Genomic DNA, 12,824 nt, shown 5'->3' on the forward strand with positions numbered 1-12,824 from the left:
ACGATGCGGTAGCATACGCCTGGAGTTCTTGTTCAAGCCGGAGAAAATGCCGTCGAGGTCTTCCGCTCCTGTGAAATCATCGCTGATGATCGTCGCGGCGTTCGTGTCAGGATGTCAATGATCTTGCCTTCGTCGCTGACCGTGACGATTTGTCCGCAACCGACCGCGCAGTACGGACAAACACTAGGGACTTGCTTGCCTTGCGTGATCGGCACGGTGCGCGTGCCGGCTTGAGCAATGTCGCCGAATTAGTTGCGCCAAAGCTCAACGTATTTCTGATAGACAATGGCGCGGATTCGTTATAGAATATCCAGGAGAAAATTTCTTATGGTTTCGACGATTAACTTTACCGCGATCTGTTGTCGGAAAGAGTGTTGCGCTCATTTGCCTGGCGCTCTTTTTGCGTTGCGGTGATCGTGTTCGATTGAACCAGATTGGAATGGCTCATCGCCGGCAACGCGGCGATGAGTTTTTATTTTTATTGGTTGCGAAAAACTCAGTCGTCCGCGTTTGCGCCATTCAATTTATGGAGAGGAAAAAATGAACACCAATCACCATCGTCCCATTGCGATTTTCTACGAGCATCCAGAGTGGTTCAATCCACTCTTTGCGGAACTGGACCGTCGCGGCATCGCGTACGAACGCTTGCTTGCCCACCAACATCAGTTCGATCCGCGCGAACGCGTTGTGCCACACGCCTTGGTCTTCAATCGTATGAGTCCATCCGCGTACATGCGCGGACACGCCCACTCCATTTTCTATGCGCTGCACTATCTCGCATACCTGGATTCGCTTGGCGTCAACGTCGTGAATGGCTATGCGGCATTTCGGCTGGAAACCTCCAAAGCCATGCAACTCGATCTCTTCGAGCAACTTGGGCTGATCTATCCGCGTGCGCGTGTGATCAATCACCCCTCGCAAGCAGTGCGCGCTGCGCGCGATTTGATTTTCCCCGTCATCGTCAAGCCAAACATCGGGGGGAGCGGCGCAAAAATTCGGCGTTTCGATTCGCGCGCGGAACTTGAGTTAGTCGTTGACGCGGAGGAACTTGATTTAGGGATTGATCAGACTGCACTGGTCCAAGAATATCTACCGGCGCGCGATGGACACATCGTCCGAGTTGAAATTCTCAACCATGAATTTCTGTACGCGATCAAGGTGTATCCCAAACCTGAAGAGGGATTCAACCTTTGCCCGGCAGATATTTGCCAACCTACGAATCTAGCTCAACCACTCTCGACGGAAGCGTGCCCCGTGGATGCCGCGCCCAAGCTGGGTTTGCGCGTCGAAGGAACAACTCCACCGCGCCTAGTCATCGAAAATGTAAAGCGCATTATGCGCGCGGCGCACATTGATGTAGGCGGCGTCGAGTATTTGGTGAATGATCGAGACGGTCGAGTCTACTATTATGATGTGAATGCGCTCTCAAACTTCGTTGCCAACGCGCCCGATGTTGTTGGATTCGATCCGTTTTCGCGCTTGGTTGATTTCATTGTCGCGCGAGCCAATCTTTTGCCAGAGGCAATCCATTGAGCGTTGCCCGCGCTGGCTAGAGCAAATTCCGACCGAGCGGCGTGGCGTCAATTGGCAGATCGCGCGAATGCGGCTATAATTCCGGACATGACCGCATCTCAGATCACAAATTCAGTTCCGCAAGGCGCACTCTATTCCGCCAAGCGCAAACCTGGGAAGGTGCAGCCATAATGCGAATCACCTTTCTTGGCGGCGCGGATGAAGTCGGCGCGAGCAGTCTCCTCCTCGAAATCAGCGGCAAGCGGTTGTTGATTGACGCCGGTATCCGTCCTTCGCCCAAAGCGCGTGTGGGCTTGCGCGGCGATCAACTGCCGCACCTCGACGCGATCGAATCACCCGACGCAATCTTGGTCACGCACGCGCACACCGATCACACCGGCGCGCTCGAACTCGTCGTCGGACGTTATCCGCATTGCCCGGTCTATGCCACGCCGCCGACGATTGCGCTCACGCGTGTGTTGCATGCGGACGCGCGGCGCATCATGCAATCGCGCCTCGACGAAGAAGGCGAACTGCCTTTGTTCGATGATGTCGCCGTACAAAAACTCCTCGCCGCGCTCACGCCAATCGAATTTAACGCGCGCTTGCCGCTCGGCGAAAATCTCGCCGCGACATTTTATCCGGCGGGACATATCGCCGGCGCGGCAATGATCGCGCTCGACAGCGACGAGGGGCGCGTCCTCATTTCCGGCGACATTTCGATTTCGCCGCAACGCACGGTGGACGGATGCAAGCCGCCGACATTGCGCCCCGACGTGTTGATTCTCGAAAGCACGTACGGCGGACGCCTGCACGCAAATCGCGCGACCGAGGAGCGCAAACTGGTCGAACGCATCGCGACGATCACAAGCGCGGGCGGCAAAGTTTTGATCCCCGCGTTCGCGCTAGGACGCGCGCAAGAGTTGATCGAAATATTGCGCGCGTTCCGCAAAGCCGGCGAACTGCCGAGCATCCCCGTTTGGGTGGACGGGATGGTGCGCGCGGTGTGCGGCATCTATTCCCAGTTTCCCGACGCGCTCCCGTTGGCATTGCAAGAACGCAACGCGAAATTTTTCGACGAGACGACACGCGCGATTGAAACGGTCGCGCAACGCAACGCGCTCGTGTGGGAAACGAATCCTGGGATCATCATCGCGAGTTCCGGCATGTTGGCGGGCGGACCGTCGCTCAGTTACGCGCGCGCGCTCGCGGGCAAGCCCGAACACGCGATTTTGCTCACCGGCTACCAGGACGAAGAATCGCCGGGGCGCAAACTGCAAGCGATGGCAACGCGCGGGCATGGCACAATCAAGATGGGAAAAGACATCGTGGACGTGCAATGCCAACTCGGCACCTATGCGCTCTCCGCGCACGCCGACGAAGGACAACTCATCGCGCTCACCGAAACGCTCGACCCGACGACGGTGTTCGTCGTGCACGGCGATGCGTCCGCGCGCGCGAGTTTGCGCCAAGCATTGCGCGAGCGCGGACGCCGCGTTGAGTTGCCGCGCGCGGGGCAATCGTTTGAGTTGCGCTTGCGCGGACTCAGACCCGAAGGGTTCGCTTCGCGGAAACCCTTCGGGTCTATGGGTGCGAATCGCCCACTCGACCTGGGTGCGCTCTGGCGCGAAATCGCCGCGCCGGGTGGAAGCTATTTCACGCTCGCAGAACTCGCGCGCGCGTGGTGGGACGATGATGCGGACGCGCGGATCGCCGAATTGCGCGACGCGCTCGCAAAAGACGACGCGCACTTTGTGCTCACCGAACGCGATCTAGTGCGCGCACGCACGCGCGAACAAATTGAACGCCCAGACCCGAAGGGTTTAGAAGACCCTTCGGGTCTTGCCACGACAATGGAGCCGAACCAAGCGCTGGCGTTCGCGCGCGAACAATTCCCACCAGAGGCGCGCTTGCGGCGCGCCGGTTATCGGCTCGACACCCGAACGCTCACACTTACTTTTGATTTTCCGGATGCCGCGCGCGAACGCTTCGCCGACATTTTCGCGCGCATCGAAAACGCGACGCAATGGAAAATCGAAATGGATCCCGAAGCGAATCAGAGTGCGTTGGCAATGCTCGCGCGCGAAACGCTTCGCGTGCCGCGTGAGTGGGAAATTCTCAAGGGACCTTCAATCTATCGCGAGGAAAAACGCGTCGCGCTGACCGCACGCGGGGAAGGCGATCTGACTATCGCGCTCGAACAATTTCGCGCGACGAGCGGTTACACGTTGAACGTCGCGCTCGCCGATGCCCCCGCGACGAAGGATGTTGCATTCACGCCGACAACCGGCGCACTCGAAATCAACGCCGCGCTCGGCTTGATTCGCGCGCAACTCGCGGAAAGTACGCTGTATCGCACAAGTTTGAAAGGGAACGAAATTGTCTTGTCGTTTATGTCGCCTCAGGTCGGCGCGCGGTATCGTGAAAAGATCGAAGAACTCGCGCGAACAACCGGCTGGGCGCTCGCGATCAATCCGCAACCGAATCAGAACGCGATTGTTCAAGTCGCGCTGGAATTGATCGCGCGCGCGGGCTGGGTCGCCGCGCGCGGACCCAGCATCCACACCGATCGCGGCGAGGTGCGTGTCAACATAGACCTGAAGGGTCTTGAAGACCCGGCGGGTCTCCAAACCGAGTTCGAAACGCGCACGGGCTATCGGCTCGTGATCGAAACTAGCGCCGTTCAAAGCGCGCCGACACCCAGTGCGTCGCGCGAAGAAATCGTCGAAATTCCCATAGCGCGGATTCGCCTGACGCGGCATCATCAAATGCTGGAACTCGATCCCGAAAAACAACGCAAGACGCTAGAGCAATTGCAACGCCTGGGGCGCGTGAACAAACCAATTCGCGTACGACGCGGCGCGACCGATTATCTTTTGCTCGACGGCTTGTATCGTTTGCGCGCGGCGCAGACATTGGGCTGGGAACGCATCACAGCGGTCGTGGAAGAAGTGGTGTGAGGCGAGTCGCACAGCTCACGCGTGTTGCGCGTCCACTGCCGCGTGATTGCGGCGCGCAGTTTCCACTTCTTGCGCGCGACCTTTCAACGCGAACGTGAGCGCGGTCAAGCCCAGCATCACCACGCCCACCGCCAGGAATCCCACCGTATAACCGTTCACGCCGCCGCCGAACGATGACGCCACCGCGCCGACGAGCGCGCCGCCGATCAATTGTCCGATACTCGTGTCCAACGTGAGAATGCCTTGTGCGGAGGCGCGCTCGGACGCGGGCGCTTCGTTCAACATCACGTAGCGGAGCGGCGCGCCGAGGAGAACACCCAGCCCCACCCCGGTGAGCAGAACCGCCAGATAAAAGAACACGAGGTTCACACCCAGGAACGCGACGACGAACAACCCAGCAGTCGTCAACGCGGTACCGAGCGACAACACCACACGCGAACCGTACTTGTCCAGCATCCGTCCCGCCGTCGGCGAACCGACCGCCATCGCGAGCACCGCCGGCAGAAGCATAAAACTTGCGGTCGAACTCGACACGCCGAACGCGGCGACGACGAGCGCGGGCACGAACACAACGGACGATTCCCCCACTCCCGCGCCGGCGGCGATCAAACTGACAACCGCGATTTGCCGCGAGCGGAACAATCCCAAACGCAGGATCGGATTCACCGCGCGCATTTCGATCAAGACGAACACCGGGACGAGAATGAGGACGAGCAACAGAAACGGCAACACGTTCGCCGAGATGATGCTCGTCGCGAGATGTGCGGTATCCAACTGATTGACCGCAAAGGTCAACGATGCCAGCAACGCGGCGAGCACCACCATGCCAAGCCCATCGAAGGTTTGGCGCTTCGCCGCGTGTGCGCGCGGCAAAAGCCGCCATGCCATCGCGATGACAACTACTGCAATCGGCAAGTTGACGATGAAGAGCCAGCGCCAACTGAACAGGTACAGAATCGCGCCGGCGAGAATCGGACCGACAAGGAACGCGATGCCGAATACAGCGCCGATCAAACCGAGCGCGCTCCCGCGTTTTTCCGGCGGAAACGTATCGCCGATCACCGCGCTCGCAACCGGAAACACGCCGCCCGCGCCAACACCTTGAATCGCGCGACCAATCAACATTACCGGCAACTCGGACGAGATCGCGACGAGGAACGAGCCGACCGCAAAGAACGTCACATTCAAAATGTAAATGGAACGCCGCCCAATCGCATCAGATAATTTTGCCATCAATGGAACGCCGATGAGATTGAACAAAACGTACGTCGTGAAAATCCACGCGACCGCGCGGTCGTCCACGCCAAACGATTTCCGAACCGCCGGCAACGCCGGACCGACGATCGCGATATCGAGCGCGCCCATCAGGACGCCGATGAACAAGACGAGCAAAATTTGATTACGTGCTTTGGCTTCCATCCCTAGTTTCCTCGTCACCGCACACCCTTGCGAAGGGTTGTGATCCTTCGCAAGGGTATGCGGTCAGTCACCTCAACGAATCTGCCAGCGCAACATTCCGCCGGGCAACGAATTGACGCCGATCACGATCAGCACCAACGCGGCGACGATAACGAAAAAATTATTGCGGAACACATGCGTGTTTTCCGATTTGCGCCAGCGCATCGGCACGTGCGCGACGACGACGGCGACGATCATCGCGAACGCGTGTTCGAGACGCGGCATCGAAATGCCAGCCAACACGAGAAAGACGATGCCGAGCAACGCCTGCAAATCCATGACGCCGCTGAACGCGGACATCAAGCCGCGATCCATCGCGGCGGGTTTCGCTTTTTGCAACCAGCCGACCGCGAATTTCACGGCGGCAACGACCGCGATGAGTACGACCAACCAACGCAAATACGCGTGAAGCATAAACAAAATGTCCATTTCATCCTCCAAGAATTGCAGATGTCAGATTTCAGATTTCAGATTTCAGATTTTCTTGTATCCCGTTCGCTTTCTTGTGACGCGTTTGCGCGGAGACGCCTCCGCCGCATCGAGACATTCGAGAACGTTTTGCCGCGCAGTGCGGCGTTTCATCTGTGCGAGCAGTTCGTCGAGCCAGGCGCGTTCGGTTTGCAGATGCAAGGCGTGATGACGCAGCGTATAGTACGCCGGCGTATGCGGTTGGTGCGCTGCTAGCCCGCCGGCGATTTCGGCGATGTGCGCGTCCACCCCGGCGCGTTTTCGTTCGAGATACGCGCGCGCGTCCGCCGGCGCAATCTCGCTGAGAAAAAGCAATCCGATGTCGTCGTTAAAGTACGCCGCGTGCGCGTCGCGCAGATTCTGCTCCAAGAGTTGCGTGAACTGCTCCTCGCCGGCGCGCGTCAGCCGATACGTGTGCCGCTCCGGGCGATTGCCTTCGCGCGAAACGCTTTTGGTCACTCGACCCGCCGCTTCAAGTTTGGCGAGCAAGTGATAGAGCGTCGGCTTTTTGAGATCGGTAAGATATTTCAGGCGGCGGTCAATCAAATCGCTCAGTTGATAGCCGTGCATCTCTTGCAGTTTGAGCAACCCCAACACCAAGAGCGTGTGATCCATCAGTTCTCCTCGAATAGTCCATTTTGACTAATTCGATTGGATTATACATGCTTGACCACCGCTGTCAAGCGTGCACGCGCCAGAAAGCCATAAATAAAGCGCGGTCGGGACGTTCCGTTGAACGCCCCGACCGCGCATGGATTCGCACCGCGTGAGTTTTTAGATGCGTGTGTCGTACGAGCGCAACACCTTCATATAGTTCGCGCGCTCGAAGGCGAGCGGGTATGCGACGGCTTGCTGGCTCATACTGCCGCGCATTTGTTGCACGGACGCGTACTCGTGCTCGTCCATCCACCGCGTCATTTCATCCACCATCTGGTGGATCCGTCCGACGCCGTGTTCCAACAGCGCCGACGTCGTCATCGCGACGTTCGCGCCCGCCATCATCGCCTTGACGACATCTTCGCCGCTATGAATGCCGCCGGTGATCGCCATGTCGCCTTTGATGCGCTTGTAGAGAATCGCGACCCAGCGCAAACGCTTCCGCAATTCGTAGGGCGTGCTCAACACGACGTTCGGCATGACTTCGAGATTCTCTAAATCGAAATCGGGCTGATAGAATCGGTTGAACAGCACGAGCGCGTTCGCGCCCGCTTGGTCGAGGCGTTGAGCAAAATTGGCGAACGCGGTAAAGTACGGACTGAGTTTCACCGCGACCGGGATGCGCACACGCGACTTGATATCTCTTAACAGATCGAGGTACATCTCCTCGACTTGTGTGCCGGTCTGCTCCACATCGGCGGCGATAAAGTACGTATTCAATTCGAGCGCGTCCGCGCCGGCTTGCTCGATCTTTTTCGCGTACCCGATCCAGCCGCCGGTCGAAACGCCGTTGAGACTCGCGATCACTGGAATCTTGACTGCGGCTTTGACTTTGGCGATGTGCGCGAGATACCCTTCCGGACCCAGGTTATAGGTGCCCAGGTCGGGAAAGTACGTCAACGCTTCGGCGAACGAATGCGCGCCCTGGTCGAGCGCGTGATCGAGCATGTCCGCTTCGCGAATGATTTGCTCTTCGAACAGCGAGTGCAAGACGACCGCCGCCGCGCCGGCATCTTCCATCCGCTTGATGTGATCCAGTTTCTGCATCAGCGGCGACGACGACGGCACGATGGGATTCTTGAGCTTTAGACCCAGGTAGGTAGTTGAAAGATCTGGCATTTGATTTCCCCTATTGATGCGTGACACCCGCGCTGGCGTGCGGCGCAAGTGTGCGTGATACGTGATGAACCCATCACGCATCACGCATTCCGCTTCACGTTTTATCCTTGCGCCATTTTCTCGTACATCTTCCAGCGCGCGTCTACATCCGCCTGCGCGAGTTTGAGCAAACGCTCGGCGGCTTCTTCGTTGCTCTGAACGAGCATCGTGTAGCGCGTTTCATTGTACGCGTATTTTTGCAATGGAATCGTCGCCGCTTTGGAATCGAGTTGGAAAGGATTCTTGCCTTCTTTGGTGTTGTTGGGATTGTAGCGGAAGAGGGGCCAGTACGCGCTCGCCGTAGCCAGCTTTTGTTGTTCCAACCCTTTTGCCAGATCAATGCCGTGCGCGATGCAGTGACTGTACGCGATGATGAGCGACGGTCCATCGTACGCTTCGGCTTCGATAAAGGCGCGGATGGTTTGCGAATCGTTCGCGCCCATCGCAACGCGCGCGACGTAGACACTGCCGTATGTCATCGCGATCATCGCGAGGTCTTTTTTTGCGAGCGGCTTGCCGCCCGCCGCGAATTTCGCGACCGCGCCGCGCGGCGTGGACTTGCTCATCTGCCCGCCGGTGTTCGAGTACACTTCGGTGTCGAGCACGAGAATGTTGACATTGCGTCCCGACGCGATCACATGATCGAGTCCGCCGTAGCCGATATCGTACGCCCAGCCGTCGCCCCCGACGATCCACACACTCTTTTTGACGAGCACGTCCGCAACGCTCAACAACTCTTTCGCCTGCGGCGTGCTGATGTTCGCCAAACGTTCTTTGAGCAATTGCACGCGCCCGCGTTGTTTGAGAATGCCGGCTTCGTTCGATTGATCCGCGCTCAACAATTCGTCCACGAGCGATGTGCCGATCGCATCCGCGAATTGCGGCAACAGTTCCGACGCGTATTCGAGTCGCTTGTCCACGGTCAAGCGGAAACCGAGACCGAATTCCGCGTTGTCTTCAAACAACGAGTTCGACCATGCGGGTCCGCGTCCGTCGCCGTTCTTGGCGTACGGCGTCGTCGGCAAGTTGCCGCCGTAGATCGAGGAACACCCGGTCGCGTTCGCGATCATCGCGCGGTCGCCGAACAATTGCGACACGAGTTTGATGTACGGCGTTTCGCCGCAACCCGCGCACGCGCCGGAGAACTCGAACAACGGTTGGAGCAATTGCGAATCCTTGACCAACTGGACGCTCAACTGCTCGCGATCGGTTTCGGGCAGTTGCTTGAAGAATTCCCAGTTCGCTTTTTCAGGTTCGCGAATCGGCAATTGCGGCGCCATGTTGATCGCCTTCAAGCCGGTTTGCGTTTTGTTTTTCGCGGGACACACTTCGACGCAAAGCGTACACCCGGTGCAATCTTCCGGCGCGACCTGGAGCGTGTACTTTTTATCCGCGAAAATTTTCCATTTGGGTTCCGCGCTCTTGAAGGTTTGTGGCGCGCCCGCGAGCAAGCTCGCATCGTACACTTTGGCGCGAATGACCGCGTGCGGGCACACGAGCACGCACTTGCCGCACTGGATACACACGTCCGCGTCCCACACCGGAATTTCGAGCGCGATGTTGCGGCGTTCCCACTGCGTCGTGCCGACCGGGTACGTGCCGTCCACCGGCAGCGCGCTCACCGGCAAACTGTCGCCCTTGCCCGCGATCATCGCCGCGGTCACTTGTTGCACAAACGCGGGCGCTTCCGCCGGTACAGGCGGACGCATGTCGAACGCGCTCGTCACCTGGGATGGCACTTGCACTTGGTACAACCGTTCGAGCGTCTTGTCCACCGCCGCAAAGTTTTTCGCGACGACGGATTCGCCGCGCTTGCCGTACGTTTTTTGGATCGAGTGCTTGATCGCTTCGATGGCGTCCTCGCGTGGGAGCACACCGCTGATCGCGAAGAAGCAGGTCTGCATCACGGTGTTGATGCGCGTGCCCATGCCAGTTTCTCTCGCAACCGCGATCGCATCAATCACGTAGAATTTCAGTTTCTTTTCGACGATTTGTTTCTGCACCGTCCGCGGCAAGTGATCCCACACTTCATCCGGACCGTACGGACTACTGAGCAAAAAGGTCGCGCCCATCTCCGCCGCCGCGAGCATATCGGTCTTTTCGAGGAACTCGAATTGGTGGCACGCGATAAAGTTCGCCGAGCGCACCAGGTAGGACGAGTGAATCGGCTTGGGTCCAAAGCGCAAGTGCGAGGTCGTCATCGTGCCGGACTTTTTCGAATCGTAGTAGAAATAACCCTGCGCAAAGTTCGGCGTATCCTCGCCGATGATCTTGATCGAGTTCTTGTTCGCGCCGACCGTGCCGTCCGCGCCGAGACCATAGAACAACGCGCGCACGGTGTCCGCGCCTTCGGTCGAGAAATCCGGATCATAGTCGAGCGACGTGTGCGTCACGTCGTCGTTGATGCCGATGGTGAAATGATTCTTGGGTTGCGGTTTTTTCAATTCGTCGAAAACGCCCTTGACCATCGCCGGCGTAAACTCCTTCGACGACAAACCGTACCGCCCCCCGACGGTTTTGATCGCGCGACCGGTCTCCGCGAGCGCGGTGAGCACGTCCACGTACAACGGTTCGCCCGCCGACCCAGGTTCTTTCGTGCGGTCGAGCACCGCCATCGTCTTGACGGACGCGGGAATCGCGTTGACGAAATGTTCGACCGAGAAGGGACGATACAAATGCACTTTCAACCCGCCGACCTTTTCGCCGCGCGCGTTGAGGTACTCGACGGTTTCTTGAATCACTTCGTTGCCCGAACCCATCGCGACGAGGATGCGCTCCGCATCCGGCGCGCCGACGTAATCGAACAAGTGATATTGCCGCCCGACGAGTTGCGCGAATTGATCCATCGTCTTTTGCACGATGCCCGGCACGGCGAGATAGTATGGGTTGACCGTTTCGCGCGCTTGAAAGTACACGTCCGGGTTTTGCGCGGTGCCGCGCATCACCGGATTTTCCGGCGCGAGTCCGCGCGCGCGGTGCGCACGTACGAGGTTATCGTCAATCATCGCGCGCACATCGTCGCGCGCGAGTTGCTCGACCTTCATTACTTCGTGCGAGGTGCGAAACCCGTCGAAGAAATGCAGGAACGGCAGACGCGCCTGCAAGGTCGCCGCGTGCGAGATGAGCGCGAAATCCATCACTTGTTGCACCGAGTCCGAGCAGAGCAACACCCAGCCGGTCTGGCGCGTCGCCATCACATCGCTTTGATCGCCAAAGATCGAAAGACCCTGGGCGGCGAGCGAACGCGCGCTGACATGGAACACCGCCGAGGTCAACTCGCCGGCGATTTTGTACATGTTCGGGATCATCAACAGTAATCCCTGGCTCGCGGTGAACGTGGTCGTGAGCGAGCCGGTTTGCAGCGCGCCATGCACTGCGCCTGCGGCGCCGGCTTCGCTCTGCATTTCGACGACGAGCGGCACGGTGCCCCAGATGTTCTTTTTCTTTTCCGACGACCATTGATCCGCCCACTCGCCCATCGGCGACGACGGCGTGATCGGATAAATCGCGATCACTTCGCTGACCTGATGCGCGATGTACGCGGCGGCTTCATTGGCGTCCAGAGTCACTTGATTACGTGGCATGCTAACCTCGATATGTTGGAATCGAACACACACTGGATTGGCGACGACCGTTTCGTCGCCAAAAGACATTATACCCCGATTGGATTTTTAATGCCAATTTTACGCGCCTGCCGGCGCGTGACCGATTGAAGAAAAATCGCGTTTGTGGTATAGTTGCGCCAATTTCCACGAGGAGCCATGGCGATGAAATTATTCCGAGCGTTTGGGTTGGCATTGACGCTGATGCTTACCGCGATCGGCATCATATCCGTTTCGGCGCAAGGCGGCGACGCGACACGGGGCGCTCAGTTGTACGCTAAAAACTGCACGCTGTGTCACGGCGATAAAGGACAGGGGCGCATCGGCGCGACGCTTGCCAAAGATTTTCCGGCGTTGCGCGTGGATGCGTTTCTCAAAGAAACGATTTCGAATGGCGTGGCGGGCAGTCGTATGCCGACCTGGGCAAAGAGCAAAGGCGGTCCGTTGAGCGACGCGGAAATTGACGACATCGTCGCGTTCGTGCGGACGTTAAGCGGTCCCATCGCGCCGACCGCGCCGGCGGGCGCAACCGCGACGAGCGCGCCGCTCCCTTCACCCGCGCCCAATTTTCCGGTGGGCGATTCCACGCGCGGCGCGCAAGTGTTCGCGACTAATTGCGCGGCGTGTCACGGCGACCGCGGCGAGGGACGCATCGGCGCGACGTTGCAAAAAGATTTCCCGGTGCTTGATCCGGAAAAATTTCTCGATACGACGATCTCACGCGGCGTCGCCGGTTCCAAGATGCCCGCGTGGAGCAAATCCGCCGGCGGTCCGTTGAGCGATCAAGAAATCGCGGACGCCGCGGCGTTCATCCGTTCGCTCAAGCCCGCCGCGGCACCGACGCAAGCCGCGCCGCAAATCCCGCAAGGCGGCGCGTTCGGCGGCTGGATCGCGATTGTATGCGTGGGAATTGCCGCCGTCGTCGGGCTGGGCGCGCTCGCCCTGGGATTGGCGGGATCGAGAAAAAATCCGGCGTAAATAATGAAGTCACCAGAATCCAGGTTTCTTG

Annotated in this window: 9 protein-coding genes; 3 read left to right on the plus strand and 6 right to left on the minus strand. The window is 58.8% G+C overall.

Features of this window, described 5'->3' with window-relative positions; translation table 11 throughout:
• Positions 1–32: 32 nt before the first annotated feature.
• Entirely contained in the window at positions 33–239 is a 207-nt protein-coding gene (locus HY868_08315; GenBank protein ID MBI5302125.1) for a hypothetical protein, read from the minus strand.
• A gap of 301 nt (positions 240–540) precedes the next feature.
• On the opposite strand from HY868_08315, the gene HY868_08320 reads away from it, so the two are divergent.
• The gene (locus tag HY868_08320; protein ID MBI5302126.1) at positions 541–1,533 is read left to right on the plus strand and encodes a hypothetical protein; all 993 of its coding nucleotides are present in this window, start codon (positions 541–543) and stop codon (positions 1,531–1,533) included.
• Positions 1,534–1,703: 170 nt separating this feature from the next.
• Positions 1,704–4,472, plus strand: a complete 2,769-nt coding sequence (locus HY868_08325) for an MBL fold metallo-hydrolase (protein MBI5302127.1) — start codon at positions 1,704–1,706, stop codon at positions 4,470–4,472.
• Between the two features lie 15 nt (positions 4,473–4,487).
• Here HY868_08325 and HY868_08330 read toward each other — a convergent pair whose 3' ends face one another.
• The 5 genes from HY868_08330 to nifJ all read right to left on the minus strand — a co-directional run bounded on the left by HY868_08330 (position 4,488) and on the right by nifJ (position 11,797).
• Positions 4,488–5,891, minus strand: coding sequence for an MFS transporter (locus tag HY868_08330; protein ID MBI5302128.1), 1,404 nt, complete (start codon positions 5,889–5,891; stop codon positions 4,488–4,490).
• 72 nt (positions 5,892–5,963) lie between these two features.
• Entirely contained in the window at positions 5,964–6,359 is a 396-nt protein-coding gene (locus HY868_08335; protein ID MBI5302129.1) for a hypothetical protein, read from the minus strand.
• 45 nt (positions 6,360–6,404) lie between these two features.
• Positions 6,405–7,013, minus strand: coding sequence for a PadR family transcriptional regulator (locus tag HY868_08340; GenBank protein MBI5302130.1), 609 nt, complete (start codon positions 7,011–7,013; stop codon positions 6,405–6,407).
• A 159-nt stretch (positions 7,014–7,172) separates the two neighbouring features.
• Positions 7,173–8,174, minus strand: a complete 1,002-nt coding sequence (locus HY868_08345) for a dihydroorotate dehydrogenase-like protein (GenBank protein MBI5302131.1) — start codon at positions 8,172–8,174, stop codon at positions 7,173–7,175.
• A gap of 101 nt (positions 8,175–8,275) precedes the next feature.
• Entirely contained in the window at positions 8,276–11,797 is a 3,522-nt protein-coding gene (gene nifJ / locus HY868_08350) for a pyruvate:ferredoxin (flavodoxin) oxidoreductase (protein ID MBI5302132.1), read from the minus strand.
• A gap of 183 nt (positions 11,798–11,980) precedes the next feature.
• Between nifJ and HY868_08355 the strand changes: the two genes are divergently transcribed.
• Positions 11,981–12,793, plus strand: a complete 813-nt coding sequence (locus HY868_08355; protein ID MBI5302133.1) for a c-type cytochrome — start codon at positions 11,981–11,983, stop codon at positions 12,791–12,793.
• Positions 12,794–12,824: the final 31 nt, after the last annotated feature.

This window comes from Chloroflexota bacterium, assembly GCA_016219275.1.
Lineage (GTDB): Bacteria > Chloroflexota > Anaerolineae > UBA4142 > UBA4142 > JACRBM01.

Coding starts and splice junctions, on each gene's coding strand:
- HY868_08320 (MBI5302126.1), top strand. CDS start 541: ATGAACACCAATCACCATCGTCCCATTGCGATTTTCTACGAGCATCCA.
- HY868_08325 (MBI5302127.1), top strand. CDS start 1,704: ATGCGAATCACCTTTCTTGGCGGCGCGGATGAAGTCGGCGCGAGCAGT.
- HY868_08330 (MBI5302128.1), bottom strand. CDS start 5,891: ATGGAAGCCAAAGCACGTAATCAAATTTTGCTCGTCTTGTTCATCGGC.
- HY868_08335 (MBI5302129.1), bottom strand. CDS start 6,359: ATGGACATTTTGTTTATGCTTCACGCGTATTTGCGTTGGTTGGTCGTA.
- HY868_08340 (MBI5302130.1), bottom strand. CDS start 7,013: ATGGATCACACGCTCTTGGTGTTGGGGTTGCTCAAACTGCAAGAGATG.
- HY868_08345 (MBI5302131.1), bottom strand. CDS start 8,174: ATGCCAGATCTTTCAACTACCTACCTGGGTCTAAAGCTCAAGAATCCC.
- nifJ (MBI5302132.1), bottom strand. CDS start 11,797: ATGCCACGTAATCAAGTGACTCTGGACGCCAATGAAGCCGCCGCGTAC.
- HY868_08355 (MBI5302133.1), top strand. CDS start 11,981: ATGAAATTATTCCGAGCGTTTGGGTTGGCATTGACGCTGATGCTTACC.